This is a genomic window from Streptomyces sp. NPDC033180 (assembly GCF_055577645.1).
In genome coordinates this window covers 700,552-714,000 of sequence record NZ_JBVIPU010000002.1, presented here as the reverse complement: position 1 = coordinate 714,000, position 13,449 = coordinate 700,552, and the positions used below count along the sequence as shown (strand labels likewise).

At 70.9% G+C, this 13,449-nt stretch carries 16 protein-coding genes; 6 read left to right on the top strand and 10 right to left on the bottom strand.

Annotated elements, in window-relative coordinates; all coding sequences use genetic code 11:
• Positions 1–68 precede the first annotated feature (68 nt).
• The 4 genes from ACZ5WE_RS09915 to ACZ5WE_RS09900 form a co-directional block, all read right to left on the bottom strand.
• The gene (locus tag ACZ5WE_RS09915) at positions 69–653 is read right to left on the bottom strand and encodes a hypothetical protein (protein WP_467684039.1); all 585 of its coding nucleotides are present in this window, start codon (positions 651–653) and stop codon (positions 69–71) included.
• Complete coding sequence (locus ACZ5WE_RS09910) at positions 637–1,638, bottom strand: DUF6286 domain-containing Asp23/Gls24 family envelope stress response protein (protein WP_467684041.1); 1,002 nt, start codon at positions 1,636–1,638, stop codon at positions 637–639. The genes ACZ5WE_RS09915 and ACZ5WE_RS09910 overlap by 17 nt, the downstream gene beginning before the upstream one ends.
• Positions 1,635–1,820, bottom strand: coding sequence for a hypothetical protein (locus tag ACZ5WE_RS09905; RefSeq protein WP_160503241.1), 186 nt, complete (start codon positions 1,818–1,820; stop codon positions 1,635–1,637). Before ACZ5WE_RS09905 ends, ACZ5WE_RS09910 begins: the two co-directional genes overlap by 4 nt.
• A 62-nt stretch (positions 1,821–1,882) precedes the next feature.
• Positions 1,883–2,404 carry an Asp23/Gls24 family envelope stress response protein gene (locus ACZ5WE_RS09900; RefSeq protein ID WP_467684043.1) on the bottom strand — a complete coding sequence of 174 codons (522 nt, stop codon included), beginning with the start codon at positions 2,402–2,404 and terminating at the stop codon, positions 1,883–1,885.
• 297 nt (positions 2,405–2,701) lie between these two features.
• Between ACZ5WE_RS09900 and ACZ5WE_RS09895 the strand changes: the two genes are divergently transcribed.
• From ACZ5WE_RS09895 to ACZ5WE_RS09880, 4 genes are all read left to right on the top strand, one after another.
• Positions 2,702–3,226: an RNA polymerase sigma factor gene (locus tag ACZ5WE_RS09895; protein ID WP_467685147.1), complete on the top strand. Its 525-nt coding sequence runs from the start codon at positions 2,702–2,704 to the stop codon at positions 3,224–3,226.
• Complete coding sequence (locus ACZ5WE_RS09890) at positions 3,217–3,879, top strand: Asp23/Gls24 family envelope stress response protein (RefSeq protein WP_467684045.1); 663 nt, start codon at positions 3,217–3,219, stop codon at positions 3,877–3,879. The genes ACZ5WE_RS09895 and ACZ5WE_RS09890 overlap by 10 nt, the downstream gene beginning before the upstream one ends.
• A complete protein-coding gene (locus ACZ5WE_RS09885) occupies positions 3,876–4,223 on the top strand; it encodes an Asp23/Gls24 family envelope stress response protein (RefSeq protein ID WP_467684047.1) in 348 nt (115 codons plus the stop codon). Before ACZ5WE_RS09890 ends, ACZ5WE_RS09885 begins: the two co-directional genes overlap by 4 nt.
• Positions 4,224–4,299: 76 nt before the next feature.
• Positions 4,300–4,803 carry an SRPBCC family protein gene (locus tag ACZ5WE_RS09880; protein ID WP_467684049.1) on the top strand — a complete coding sequence of 168 codons (504 nt, stop codon included), beginning with the start codon at positions 4,300–4,302 and terminating at the stop codon, positions 4,801–4,803.
• A gap of 1 nt (position 4,804) precedes the next feature.
• Here ACZ5WE_RS09880 and ACZ5WE_RS09875 read toward each other — a convergent pair whose 3' ends face one another.
• Both ACZ5WE_RS09875 and ACZ5WE_RS09870 read right to left on the bottom strand, forming a co-directional pair.
• The gene (locus ACZ5WE_RS09875; RefSeq protein WP_467684051.1) at positions 4,805–6,370 is read right to left on the bottom strand and encodes a purine-cytosine permease family protein; all 1,566 of its coding nucleotides are present in this window, start codon (positions 6,368–6,370) and stop codon (positions 4,805–4,807) included.
• 156 nt (positions 6,371–6,526) lie between these two features.
• Complete coding sequence (locus tag ACZ5WE_RS09870; protein WP_467684053.1) at positions 6,527–8,002, bottom strand: UDP-N-acetylmuramoyl-L-alanyl-D-glutamate--2,6-diaminopimelate ligase; 1,476 nt, start codon at positions 8,000–8,002, stop codon at positions 6,527–6,529.
• A gap of 579 nt (positions 8,003–8,581) precedes the next feature.
• Here ACZ5WE_RS09870 and ACZ5WE_RS09865 point away from each other — a divergent pair.
• Both ACZ5WE_RS09865 and ACZ5WE_RS09860 read left to right on the top strand, forming a co-directional pair.
• Entirely contained in the window at positions 8,582–9,322 is a 741-nt protein-coding gene (locus ACZ5WE_RS09865) for a chitinase (RefSeq protein ID WP_467684055.1), read from the top strand.
• Between the two features lie 175 nt (positions 9,323–9,497).
• Positions 9,498–10,724 (top strand): cytochrome P450, encoded by a 1,227-nt coding sequence (locus ACZ5WE_RS09860; protein ID WP_467684057.1) that lies wholly within the window; start codon positions 9,498–9,500, stop codon positions 10,722–10,724.
• Positions 10,725–10,765: 41 nt separating this feature from the next.
• Here ACZ5WE_RS09860 and ACZ5WE_RS09855 read toward each other — a convergent pair whose 3' ends face one another.
• From ACZ5WE_RS09855 to ACZ5WE_RS09840, 4 genes are read right to left on the bottom strand one after another with little or no spacing between them, the layout of a single operon-like run.
• Positions 10,766–12,037, bottom strand: coding sequence for a cytochrome P450 (locus tag ACZ5WE_RS09855; RefSeq protein WP_467684059.1), 1,272 nt, complete (start codon positions 12,035–12,037; stop codon positions 10,766–10,768).
• Positions 12,034–12,648, bottom strand: a complete 615-nt coding sequence (locus tag ACZ5WE_RS09850; protein WP_467684061.1) for a GTP-binding protein — start codon at positions 12,646–12,648, stop codon at positions 12,034–12,036. Before ACZ5WE_RS09850 ends, ACZ5WE_RS09855 begins: the two co-directional genes overlap by 4 nt.
• A complete protein-coding gene (locus ACZ5WE_RS09845; RefSeq protein ID WP_467684063.1) occupies positions 12,629–12,991 on the bottom strand; it encodes a DUF742 domain-containing protein in 363 nt (120 codons plus the stop codon). Before ACZ5WE_RS09845 ends, ACZ5WE_RS09850 begins: the two co-directional genes overlap by 20 nt.
• Positions 12,988–13,407, bottom strand: a complete 420-nt coding sequence (locus ACZ5WE_RS09840) for a roadblock/LC7 domain-containing protein (protein ID WP_467684065.1) — start codon at positions 13,405–13,407, stop codon at positions 12,988–12,990. Before ACZ5WE_RS09840 ends, ACZ5WE_RS09845 begins: the two co-directional genes overlap by 4 nt.
• Between the last annotated feature and the right edge of the window lie 42 nt (positions 13,408–13,449).

Genomic DNA, 13,449 nt, shown 5'->3' with positions numbered 1-13,449 from the left:
CCTCTGGCCCTCTAGCCGTCTGGCCCTCCGGCCGTTCTTCAGCCCTTCAGCCCCGTAGCCCAGTTCGCTCAGTGGATGCGGCGCGCTCGGTGCCGCCGGGTGGTGAGGTGTACGTCCGCCTCCAGGATGCGGGGTGCTGCCGCCGCCCGCGCCTCGGCGATGGTGTCCCGGGCGAGCTCGCGCAGCACCGCCTCGGGGGAGCCGCCGGGGTCGAGGACCAGCGTGATGCGGGCGCGCAGCCGCCGGGGGCGTCCGAGAAGTCGTACGTGCGCGCGGGCCACGCCGTCGACGGTTCGGGCGCGTTCGGCCATCGCGGAGGCCAGTGCCGCCGCGGAGAGGGTGACGCCGGGCCGGCCGAGCGGGAGTTCGCGCAGCCGGCCGGTGCGGATCTGGGCGGCGGCCCAGCAGAGGAACAGGACGGCGCCGACGGCCAGCGCGGCGATCACGACGGGCGGCCACCAGCCGTGCTCACGCCACCGGTCGAGCATCTCCTGATCAAGCCACACCCGGTCGGCACTCACACCGGGGAGGGCCGACGGCAGCCGGTCGCGGACGGGAGCGACCGCGGAAGCCAGTACGAGTCCCGCGAACAGGAGAACTGCCGCCGCGCAGAGCAGAGTTGAACGGTTCGTACTGCTACGGAGCCGGCTCATCAGGGGCGCTCCTCTCCGCCGCGAGGGGCCCGTTCCCGGACGCGGCCCCGGGCCCTGAACCCGCCGGGGCTCGCCAGGCGGGTTCCGTACGCAGGCGCACGCGCAGCCGCAGCGGTCCGGCGAGGCCGAGTTCCGCTGTCGCCGCCTCGGCAGCCTCTGCCACCGCCCGCCGCGCACCCTCCAGTTCACCGAACTCGAGCCCGGCACGCACCCGTGCCGTACGGCGGCCGACCCTGACCCTGACCCGGCCGACGCCCGGTACGTCGGTCACGGCATCCCGCAGCAGGGCCCCGACCGCCCGGCGTTCAAGGACCGCCCGCACCCCCGGCAGCGGCGGCCTCATCGGAAGGACTCCGCGACGGCCCGGCGTGAGGGCGAGGACCAGCAGCCACACGCCGAGCCCGAAGACGGCGAGCGCCGCGAGGAGGCCCGACGTCGTGCCGCCGTACGGCCCGTGCGTGACAAGCCACTCCATCGCCTGAACCCGCCACCGCGCGGGAGCCTGTCCGGCCGCGTGCACGGACACCACGTCGTACAGCAGCACTCCGCAGGCCGCGGCGGCGAGCAGCGCCAGTACCCCGACGGGCAGGCGGCGTTGAGACCAGGGGCGGCGCGCGCGCACCACGGCCGGTGCGGTGGCCTCGACCGGTGAGGCGAGCCGCTCGGCGGACAGCTCGTGGCGGGCCGATCCCAGGGACAGCCCCCGCACGCGAATCCGCGCCGAGGGCACGGTGAGGCCGGTGAGCAGGGCGGTGCGCTCGGTGACGTGCGACCGCACGCTCTCGCCCGCCTCGTCGAGCACGGCGGGATAGGGCAGGGTCACGGTGACGCCGACCCGGGCCCGGCGGCCGCGTACGGCCGCCGTCCCTCCGTCGACCTCGACCGCGCCGGGTGCCAGTGCCTCTGTCGCGGCGCGTTCCGCGATGCGGCGCACCGCGCGGTCCGCGACGGTCGTCGTCCCGCGCTCCGCCGCGGGCGTGGTCATCGCCGCTCCCGGTCACGTCCGCCGAGGAAGGCGCGGATGTCCGTGCCGTCGTCGACGAGGCGTCCCAGGACGAAGCCGACCGCGCCCAGCGCGGCGACCAGGAGGAAGGCGCCGAAGCCGCCGAACCACCCGGCGAATCCCAGGGCCATGCCCGCCATCAGGCCGACCAGAGCTGTGCTCACCACTCACCTCACACCACAGAAGGGGACGTCACGTCTTGGCCCGCGTGGGGCGGGGCGGCGCGCTACTCGACGCGTGTCTCGGCGCCGGAGTCCGCGCTGTCGTCCTCGGGCAGGTGGACGTCGTTGACGGCGACGTTCACCTCGACCACCTCGAGACCGGTGATGCGCTCCACCGCCGAGATGACGTTCTCGCGCACGTCGTGGGCGACGTCCGTGATGGGCACGCCGTACTCGACGACGATGTCGAGGTCGATCGCCGTCTGCCGCTCGCCGACCTCGACCTTCACCCCGCGGCCGACGTTGGGACGCCCGCCGGGAACGCGGTCGCGCACGGCGCCGATGGTGCGGGACAAGCCGCCTCCCATGTCGAAGACGCCGGGAATCTCGCGGGCCGCCATGCCGGCGATCTTCACGACCACGACATCGGCGATGGACGTCTTGCCACGCGTCGCCGCCGGCTCGGCCGCGCCGGTCGCTCCGCTGACGGTGGTGGCTCCCGGAGCGCTCCGGCGAACCTCGCCGGTGAGGTCCTTCTCCGTGCTGCCGGGTGCCGCGGTGTTCGAAGTGAGGTCCTGCGTCGTCATGGTGGCGTCTCCTCGTCGTCAGGGTTTGTCCGCCTCTTCTCCTGTTCCGACCCGAGTACCCCGGCTCCGTTACGCGCCTCGCGGGAATTTCCCGTCCCGGCATGTAGCGTTCCTGGGCCGCGTAACGCGGAGGGCCCTTCGTGTGTCGTAGGAGCACGACCGAAGTGAGAGGAGCCGCGTGTGCCGGGCGACCGGGGCGGAACAGCCGAGGAGGCGGACGCGTCCTCAAGATGTGAGGAAGCGGACGGGTCCTCACGACGTGACGAAGCGGACGCGTCCTCGCGCCGCGACGACGGACTGCTCGCCGTGCGGGCGGCGGAGGGCGACGAGGAGGCCTTCGAAGCCCTCGTGCACCGCCACGCGCCCATGGCGCTGCGCCTGGCCACGCGCCTGCTCGGCAGCCGCCCGGAGGCGGAGGACGCCGTGCAGGAGTCCTTCGTCAGCGCCTGGCGCAAGCTGCCGGAGTTCCGCGGGGACGCGCAGTTCGGTACGTGGGTCTACCGCATCGTCACCAACCGCTGCCTGAACCTGCTGCGTTCGCGGCGGCCGGTCGTGGCGCTCGACGGCCTGCCCGAGCCGGCCGCGCCGGAGCACGAGGTCTCGCCCGCGCGGGTGGCGGAGGGGCACGCCGCCGTGGCGGACCTGGCGCGGGCGATGGAGGGGCTCTCGCCCGAGCAGCGGGTGTGCTGGGTGCTGCGTGAGCTGGACGGCACGCCCTACGAGGTCATCGCCGAGACGGTCGGTATCAGTGCGGAGGCGGTCCGCGGCCGTGTCTTTCGAGCGCGGCGCTATCTGACGGAGGCGATGGCCGCATGGCGATGAACGGGGAATCCGTACCGGACGACGAGCGGGAGGCGGGCTTCGGAGTGCTGCCCGAGGATGAACTGCTGCCCTGCGGGCGCGAGTTGTCGCACGTGTGGGAACAGCGCGAGGCGGGCCTTCCCGACCCCCACGCCGACGGCTGCCCGCACTGCACGCGGGCCCTGAACGCACTGCTGCGCCTGGAGGGGATCGTCACTCAGGCCCGCGACACGGCGCCGCGGGAGCAGGACACCTCCGCGCTCGCGGGCCGTGTCATGGACGTGGTGCGTCTGGAACTGCGGCCGGGCCGGACACTGCCCCTGGGCGACGAGGACGAGGACGCGTGGATCGTGGAGGCCGCCGCGGCCAGAACGGTCCGGGCCGCGGCCGAGTCACTGCCGGGCGTGCGCGCGGGCAGCTGCCGCATCGGGCCACTGGACGAGCCCGCGTCCCCGGCGCCCGCGGGTCGCCTCGCACGCGGGCCGGCCAGGATCCGCATCGAGGTGCAGGTCCCGCTCGCGTGGCACCTGCGGGAGGTCGCGGACCGGGTGCGCAGCAGGGTGCTCGATGCGGTGGACGACGAGCTGGGCATGCGGATCGCGGTCGTCGACGTGACGATCAGCGACCTCATCGACGATGACAGCGATGACAGCGCGGAAGGGCGGCGGCGATGAGTGACCGAGACGTCGCGCGCGTTGTGGCGGAGGCCGTCATAGAGGCGGTACTCGGCACCCCGGGGGTCGCCTTCCTGCGCCCGGGCCTCGCGGACCTGCTGCGGTCGTCGGCGGTGCTGAGGCGTGGTCTCCCCAGTACTCCGTCGGGCTCCGCGGGAGTACAGGTGCGGCGGGAGAAGGACACTGAGGCCCTGAGCGTGGAGGTGTACGCCGTCCTCCACCGGGGACGGCGGACCCTGGACGTGACACGGGAGGTGCGCTCGGCCACGGCGAAGGCCGTCGAGCGAGTGGCCGGCGAGTCCGCCGTGTCCGGCATCACCGTCACGGTCACCGGCCTGGTCTGAGGCACCCCGCGGCGGAGAGAGGGCTGACATTCGCGCTACTGGTGAGTAAGGTCGCGGGTCGAGGAACGGAGTTGTCATGACCCGCACGTTCACAGTGTCACGCAGCATCCTGGTCGAGGCGTCACCTCGGGCGGTGTACGAGCAGGTCAGCCAGCCCGCTCTGATGGGGCGCTGGAGCCCCGAGAACCTCGGGGCGACCCTGCCCGGAGGCGAAGTCCCCGCCGTCGTCGGCCTGGTCTTCGACGGGCACAACAAGCGCGGGCCGTTCCGCTGGACCACGCGGTGCACGGTGACCAAGGCCGAGCCGGGGCGGTGCTTCGCCTTCCGCGTGCACGCGATCGGGCTGAAGCGCCCCCGGCTGCGTGCCCCCATCGCCACCTGGGAGTACCGGTTCCATGACAGTGACGGCGACACCAAGGTGACCGAGACCTGGACGGACGACAGGCGGTCCTGGCCCGCCTTCGTGGCCAACGCCTTCGACCGCCTCGCGACGGGCGGTCGCACCTTCGCGGTCTTCCAGGTCGGCAACATCGACAGGACCCTGAAGAACCTCAAGCGGGAGCTGGAGAAGGCGGGCTGAGCTAGGCCCGCACCTGCGCGGAGGGCTCCCCGGGAGCGCTGCCCTCCGGCCCGGTGATCGGAGCGATCGGCGTGTCGGCCGCGCGCACCCAGCGCGGGCCGTCGGGCCCGTACACCCCGCGCGGCTCCGGGAACGCCGCGAGCAGGGCGAGATGGACGATCGCCGCGACGGCCGCTCCCAGCGGCAGGCTGATGTCGGCGCCGTTCGCGAGGTCACCGAGTGGCCCGACGAACTGCCCGGGAATGTTGGTGAACAGCACGCCGGTCACGGCGCCGGTCCACCAGGCCGCCATGCCGCGCCAGTTCCAGCCACGGGCGAACCAGTAGCGGCCGCCGTGCTGCCGGCGCGTGAAGACCTGCAGCGCCTCGGGGTCGTACCAGCCGCGCCGGGTGACGTAGCCGAGCATCATGACGATCATCCACGGCACGGTGCAGGTGATGATCATCGTGGCGAAGGTGGAGATCGCCTGGACGAGGTTGAAGCCGAACCGGCCCACGAAGATGAACGTGATGGACAGGACACCGATCAGGACGGTGGCCCGGACGCGGCTGAGCCGCGGGAACACCGAGGAGAAGTCGAGGCCGGTGCCGTACAGCGCGGTGGTGCCGGTCGACATGCCGCCGATCAGCGCGATCAGGCAGACCGGCAGGAAGTACCAGGCGGGCGCGATCGCGAGCAGACCGCCGACGAAGTTGGGGGCGGCCGGGTCCATGTACTTCGGCGCCTGCTCGGCGATGATCGCCGCGGTCGCCAGGCCGAAGCCGAACGGCAGCACCGTGGCGACCTGCGAGAGGAAGGCCGCTCCCATCACCCTGCGACGAGGGGTGTCGGCCGGGATGTAGCGCGCCCAGTCGCCCAGAAAGGCTCCGAAGGAGACCGGGTTGGACAGCACGATCAGCGCGGCGCCGATGAAGGACGGCCAGAACAGGTCCTGGGTCGCCCGGTCGGCGTCCGCGGTGAAGATCCCGGCGTACGACGGATCGAAGTCCCCCGCGAAGGCGACAAGGCCGAGGACGAACAGCAGGGTCGCCGCCACCACCGCGACCTTGTTGACGAGCAGCATGAAGCGGAAGCCGTAGACACACACGGCGAGGACGAGAGCGGCGAAGACGGCGTACGCGCAGCCGTAGGCCACGTCGCTCTCCGGCACCCCGAGCAGCCGGTGCGCGCCGCCGATGAGCGCGTCGCCCGAACTCCACACCGACAGGGAGAAGAACGCCACGGCGGTGAGCAGGGAGAGGAAGGAACCGACGATCCTGCCGTGCACGCCCAGATGCGCCGACGACGAGACGGCGTTGTTCGTGCCGTTGCGCGGCCCGAACACCGCCATCGGGGCGAGCAGCAGCGCGCCGACGCACAGGCCGATGAGCATCGCCGCGAGCCCCTGCCAGAAGGAGAGCCCGAACAGGATCGGGAACGCCCCGAGCACGCAGGTGGCGAAGGTGTTGGCGCCGCCGAACGCAAGACGGAACAGATCGAGCGGACCCGCCGTGCGGTCCGCGTCCGGGATGCGTTCGACTCCGTGCGTCTCGACCTCGGTGACGGACGGAGATGGCTCCTTGGGCACAGGCGGCTCCCTGGGTGACAGCACCCGGCGTGGGAGGTGCTGTGGCGGAAAGTTCAGGGACCGTAAACGCCATGTGCCCCCGCGCACCAGTGCCCGATTCGCACTGCGCGCGCCGGGGTGATGGATGAATCGCACACCCGTCTGCGCGAATCAGCCTTACAGCGCGCAGAGTTCGCGTATCACCGTCATGTCGTCGAAGGGGATGAGTTGCTCGCCGACGATCTGGTGCGGCTCGCTGCCCTTGCCCGCGACGAGCACGATGTCACCAGGCCGTGCGGCGGTCAGCGCGCGCGAGATCGCGGCGCGGCGGTCGGCCACCCGGTGGAAGGCGGTCCCGGTGGACGTCAGGCCGGGAACGATCTGGTCCAGGATGGCCTCGGGATCTTCGTCGCGGGGATTGTCCGAGGTGAGGACGCACAGATCGGAGTGACGGCCCGCGATCTCGCCCATCAGTGCCCGCTTGGTGCTGTCGCGGTCGCCGCCGCAGCCGAAGACGGTGATCACCGACCCGGTCGCGAAGCCGCGGATCGTGGCGAGGACCTTCTCCAGTGAGTCCGGCGAGTGCGCGTAGTCGACGATCACGCAGACCCCCTGTGCGGTGGTGAAGCGTTCGAGCCGGCCCGGCGTGGGCGGCATCCGGTCAAGGGCCTCGACGAGGGCGGGCAGTTCGTGCCCGAGCAGATGGCACGCCGCGAGGGTGGCCAGCGCGTTGGACACCGAGAAGCGGCCCGGTATCGGAATCGCGGCAGGATACTTGCGGCCGTCGTGGTGGAGCGTGAAGCGGGTGCCCGCCGCGTCCACGACCAGGTCGCTCGCCCGGTAGTCGGCCGGTGCGTCCAGGCCGTAGGTGGTCACCGCGCCGGGCATCAGGGCCATGATCTCGGCGCTGACGGGGTCATCGGCGTTGACCACCGCGCGGTCGCACAGCTCGGCGAAGAGGCGCAGCTTGGCGTTCTTGTAGTGCTCCATCGTCCCGTGGTCGTCCAGATGGTCCTGGGTGAGATTGGTGAAGACGCCGATGTCCACGGGCACGTGGTCGAGGCGCCGCTGCAGCAGACCCATGGACGTGGCTTCGAGCACCACGCTGCTCGTGTCCCGGTCGCGCATGTGGCCGAGGAGGTAGTGCAGATCCGGCGACTCGGGGGTGCTCAGGACGGACCGGGGCATCGGTATCCGTTCCGTGCCGATCCGGCTCCCCGAGGTGCCGATCACCCCCACCTTCGCGCCCTCGGCCAGCCTGAGCGCCGACTCGACCATGTACGAGACGGAGGTCTTGCCGTTCGTCCCCGTGATCGCCACGACGTCCATCGCGCGGCCGGGATCACCGTAGTACCGGGAGGCGGCGAGCGAGGCGGCCGCCCGTGCGTCGGTCACCCGCACCACGCACACCTCCTGTCCGGCGGGCCCCAGGTCCGGCAGCGCGCCGTCCTCGGCGAGGACCGCCACCGCCCCTCCTTCCAGTGCCCGGCTGATGCCCCCGGGCCCGCCCTCCTCGTGGCCGGGAACGGCGACGTACAGCGATCCTGATGTCACATGTCCGGCATCGAAGGTCATCCCCGCGGTGACCGGGACCCCCGGGTCACCGTGCAGAACGTGGTGGTCGTGTCCGTCGAGCAGTGCGCTGAGCTTCACAACAGTCCCCTCGAAGGCGGTCCGCGGCACACCGCGTACGCCCGACCCGAGGGGCAGGGCGACGGCGAGCCGGAATCCGCGGTGATACGCGTAAGGCGAGCGGGCCCCGCAGGGGGATATCTGCGTGCGGCCGAAGGGCCAGGACGGCCGAGGAACGCTACCCGTGCGCCGCACGACCGGTCGCGGAGGACCGGATCCAGGTCGTGGAGGGCTGATCACGGGTGGCCGGGCGGAGCAGGGACCAGCCCGACACCGCTTCAGTGTACGGCCAGGGCGGCCGGCCGCGGACGTACCGGAATGCCGCCGGCGATCTTGGCTGTCGGCCGCGGGCCAACTACGGGCACGCGAAAGGGTATTGACGCGGACGCGTCACTCGGTATGGTCTAGTCCAACGGTAGGAGCCATTCCGGGCAGCTGCAGCTCCCGGTGTGCCGGTGTGATCACTGGTGGATTCCTGCCGCGTCTCTTCGCGTCCCTCACCCCTCACGCGCGTTCAAGAGGCGGCCCCACTACCTCCCCCCACCACGTGACGGGCGGCCGTGCACAGGCATGCGCCGGCCCGCCAAGGAGTGATCCCCCATGCGTCTTCGTGTCCTTGCCGGGTTGACCGCGACCGCGTCGGCCGCCGCGCTCACCCTCCTGACCCTCGCGCCCAACGCCTCCGCGGAGAAGACGGGACGCAAGGAGCGGGCCGCGGCGGCGGAGTTCCTCGTCAGTGAGGCCCAGTTCAACCAGATGTTCCCGAACCGGAACTCCTTCTACACCTACAGCGGGCTCACGGAGGCGCTCAGCGCCTATCCCGAGTTCACCCAGACCGGCAGCGACACCGTACGCAAGCAGGAGGCCGCGGCCTTCCTGGCGAACGTCAGCCACGAGACGGGCGGTCTGGTCCACGTCGTCGAGCAGAACACCGCCAACTACCCTCACTACTGCGACAGTTCCCAGCCCTACGGCTGCCCGGCGGGCAACGACAAGTACTACGGCCGCGGCCCCATCCAGCTCAGCTGGAACTTCAACTACAAGGCGGCGGGCGACGCCCTGAAGATCGATCTCCTGAACAACCCCGACCTCGTGCAGAACGATCCGGCCGTGGCGTGGAAGACCGGCCTCTGGTACTGGAACACGCAGAACGGTCCGGGGACCATGACGCCGCACAACGCCATGGTCAACAGCGCGGGATTCGGCGAGACGATCCGCAGCATCAACGGAACCCTGGAATGCGACGGACAGAACCCCGGGCAGGTGCAGAGCCGGATCAACAACTACACCAAGTTCACCGGCATCCTCGGTGTCGCCCCGGGCGACAAGCTCAGCTGCTGACGGCCTGGACTGCCCAGTGAAAGCTCCCCTCGCCCCGTCGGCTCCGTCCGGTGGGGCGAGGGTGATTTTCGGCCAACATTAGTGCAGCGCTCAACCGTCGGCCGGGAGGGGCTGGTTGCCTCAGTAAGTGATCAATAGCCTGGTGCGCGTTGCCTGTTTTCGACCTAGGAGCCACATGTCCACCGCGCAGCAGGTCCCCGACATCCTCTCGCCCGAGTTCGCCAAGGACCCGTACCCGGCCTATCGAGCGATGCGGGAGAGCGCGCCGCTGTTCTGGCACGAGGCGACGCAGAGCTGGATCATCTCGCGGTACGAGGACGTCGAGCGGGTGTTCAAGGACAAGGGCTCGCAGTTCACCACCGACAACTACGACTGGCAGATCGAGCCCGTACACGGCAAGACGATCCTCCAGCTCAGCGGCCGGGAGCACTCCGTGCGGCGCGCGCTGGTCGCACCGGCCTTCCGCGGCAGCGACCTCCAGGAGAAGTTCCTGCCCGTCATCGAGCGCAACTCCCGCGAACTCATCGACACCTTCCGGCACACCGGCAGCGTGGACCTGGTCGCGGACTACGCCACCCGCTTCCCCGTCAACGTGATCGCCGACATGCTCGGCCTGGACAAGGCCGACCACGCGCGCTTCCACGGCTGGTACACCACCGTCATCGCCTTCCTCGGCAACCTGGCGGGCGACCCCGAGGTCGCGGCGGCCGGCGAGCGCACCCGGGTGGAGTTCGCCGACTACATGATCCCGATCATCCGGGAGCGCCGCGACAACCTCGGCGAGGACCTGCTCTCCACGCTGTGCGCCGCCGAGGTCGACGGCGTGCGTATGAGCGACGAGGACATCAAGGCCTTCTGCAGCCTGCTGCTCGCGGCGGGCGGCGAGACCACCGACAAGGCCATCGCCAGCATCTTCGCCAACCTCCTGACGCACCCCGAGCAGCTCGAAGCCGTCCGGCAGGACCGCGCCCTGATCGCCCGCGCCTTCGCCGAGACCCTGCGCCACACGCCGCCCGTCCACATGATCATGCGGCAGTCGGCGACCGACGTCGAGGTCACCGGCGGCACCATCCCCGCCGGGGCCACCGTCACCTGCCTCATCGGCTCGGCCAACCGCGACGAGCGGCGCTACGGCGACCCCGACCGCTTCGACATCTTCCGCGAGGACCTGACCACGACGACCGCGTTCTCCGCCGCCGCCGACCACCTCTCCTTCGCCCTCGGCCGACACTTCTGCGTGGGCGCGCTGCTTGCCAAGGCCGAGGTGGAGATCGGCGTCGGCCAACTCCTGGACGCGATGCCCGACGTACGGCTCGCGAAGGGCTTCGACCCCGTGGAGCAGGGTGTCTTCACCCGGGGGCCGCAGTCGCTGCCGGTGGAGTTCACCCCCGTCACCGACTGACCCACCGGGGCGCCGCCCGAAGGCGGCGCCCCGGCTCCGTTTCAGTGCGCGGCAGGCGTGAACTGCACCGGCAGCGACGTCAGACCGCGCATCCAGATGGAAGGGCGCCAGGTCAGCTCGTGCGGCTCCACCGCGAGGACGAGGTCGGGCAGCCGCTCCAGGAGCGTCTCGACCGCGGTCCTCGCGATGACGTCGGCGAGCAGCGGGGCCGGGTAGGGGCAGCGATGCTCGCCGTGGCTGAAGGACAGATGCGCGGAGTTCTCCGGGCCGACATGCGACTCGGGCCAGATCTGCGGGTCGGTGTTGGCCGCGGCGAGGCCGAGCACCAGACAGTCGCCCGCCCGGATCTGCCGCCCGCCGAGCTGGGTGTCACGCACGGCCCAGCGCCCGATGAAGTTCTGGGTGGGGGTGTCGAGCCACAACACCTCGTTGAGCGCCTCGCCCACGCTGAGGCGCCCGCCGGACACGTTCAGGGCGAACCGCTCGTCGGTCAGCATCAACCGCAGCGTGTTGCAGATCCAGTTGGCCGTCGGCTGCTGCGCCGCCGCGATGATGGAGATCAGGTCCTGGACGATCTCCTCGTCGGTGAGTCCCGCCGAATGCGTCAGCATCCTCGACGTGACGTCCGCACCGGGCTTCTCCCGCTTCTCCTTGACAAGGAGCTGGATGCGCTCCGCGACACGGGTGTACGCCGCCACCGGGTCGTCGCCCTCGTGCGCGTCGAGCGAGATCCGCAGGTCGTCCACCAGCTGCTGGGTGTCCGTGCTCGCCTCCGGCATGCCGCACATCTGCACCGCGGCGATCATGGGCAGCGCGTGCGCGTACGCGTCCATCAGCTCCGCCTGGCCGCTGCCGGCGAACTCGGCGATGAGCCGGTCGGCGATCCGGGCGCTGTCCCGGGCGAGTTCGAACTGGTCGACCCCTTCGAGGGCCTCCGTGATGACCCCCGCCCGCCGCCGGTGCTCCGCGCCCTCGGTGAACAGGACCGACGGCTGGTAGCCGACGAACGGGAGCAGCGGCCAGTCCGCGGGAATGTGCTCCCACTGGTTCCAGCGGCGCGAGTCGCGGGCGAACAGCTCGTCATGGCCGGTCACATAGCTGACCTCGGAGTAGCCGAGCACCAGCCACGCGGGAACGTCGCCGTCGAGGAGCACCGGCGCGACGGCGCCGTGCTCCCTGCGCAGGGTGCGGTAGAGCTGCGAAGGCGTCTGCTGGTACTCCAGACCGCCCAGGCGCACCGCGCCCGTTGCCGCGTGGGCCGGGCACCCGGGCGGCGGGCTCTGCAGATCAGGGGATCCGGTCGGCTCGGTCACGGTGTCATCTCCTGGGCCATGGCCAGTGCGTAGAGGTGGTCCACGAGGGTGATCAGTACGTCCTTGCCCGACGATCTCACCCGTGCGTCGCAGTCGATCAGCGGCACGTGGTCGGGCAGCGCGAGGGCCTGGCGGATCTCCTGCAGGGAGTGCGTGGAGGTGTCGTCGTCGAAGCGGTTGACGGCCACCACGAACGGCGTCCTGTGGTGTTCGAGACGGTCGATGGCGTACCAGGACTCGTCCATCCGGCGTGTGTCGACCAGGACGACGGCGCCGAGCGTGCCGGAGAAGAGCCGGTCCCACAGGAACCAGAAGCGCTCCTGCCCGGGAGCACCGAACAGATAGAGCACCACACGCTCGTTGAGGCTGATGCGGCCGAAGTCGAACGCCACCGTCGTGGTGGTCTTGGCTGCGACGTCGGCCGTCTCGTCGACGCCGACACCGGCCTGCGTCATCACCTCTTCGGTGTTCAGCGGACGTATCTCGCTGACCGAACGGACCAGCGTGGTCTTGCCCACCCCGAAGCCGCCCACGACGACGATCTTCAAACCGGTCTCGGCAGTGTCGGAAAGGGGCGTGCGGGAGGGCAGCTCAGATGTTGCGGAGCCCATGGAGCACCTCCTTGAGAAGGGCGGAATCGGGGATCGAGGCGGCCGAACCGGCCGCGCGGGGATGGCGGGCGGTGATCCGGCCCATCGCGAGCAGGTCACCGAGCAGGATCCGCACCACCGTGATCGGCAGCTTCATCTCCGCGGCGATCTCCACCACGGCCGTCGGATGCCGGCACAGTTCGAGGATCCGTACGTGCTCCGACTGCGTCCCGGCAGTGGGCTCGCACTCGCTCACCACCAGCGTGACCAGGTCGAACGAATCGTCGTCGGCGCGGCTGCGACCGCCGGTGACCGTGTAGAGCCGGTCCGGATCACCGATGTCCACGGGCCTGCGCGGCGTCACGAGGAGCCGCTGCCTTCGCCCTGAGCGCGCGGCTCGGCCCGCAGATGTTCACCGATCTGCTCGACCAGTTCGGTCATCTGGTGGCCCACCACTCCGGGATCGGCGTTCTCCTCGGCCACCACCGCCAGATGCGCTCCCTGGCCGGCTTCGACGATGAAGAGCAGCCCGCCGTGGAACTCGGTCATGGAGTGCCGGACGCCACCGGTCCCGTCGCCGAACTCCATCGAGGCACCCTGGGCCAGCGCCTGGATGCCGGAGCAGATCGCCGCCAGCTGGTCAGCCTGGTCGAGCGTCAGATGCTCGCTCCAGCACAGCTTCAGGCCGTCCCGGGAGAGCACCAGGGCGTGCCGCGTACCGGGGGTGCGCTTCAGGAGGCTCTGCAGGAGCCAGGTCAGGCTGTTGTCAGTGGTCTGCATGGTAGGCGGGGCGAGATGCGCGGTTCTTCCGGTCACCTGCCC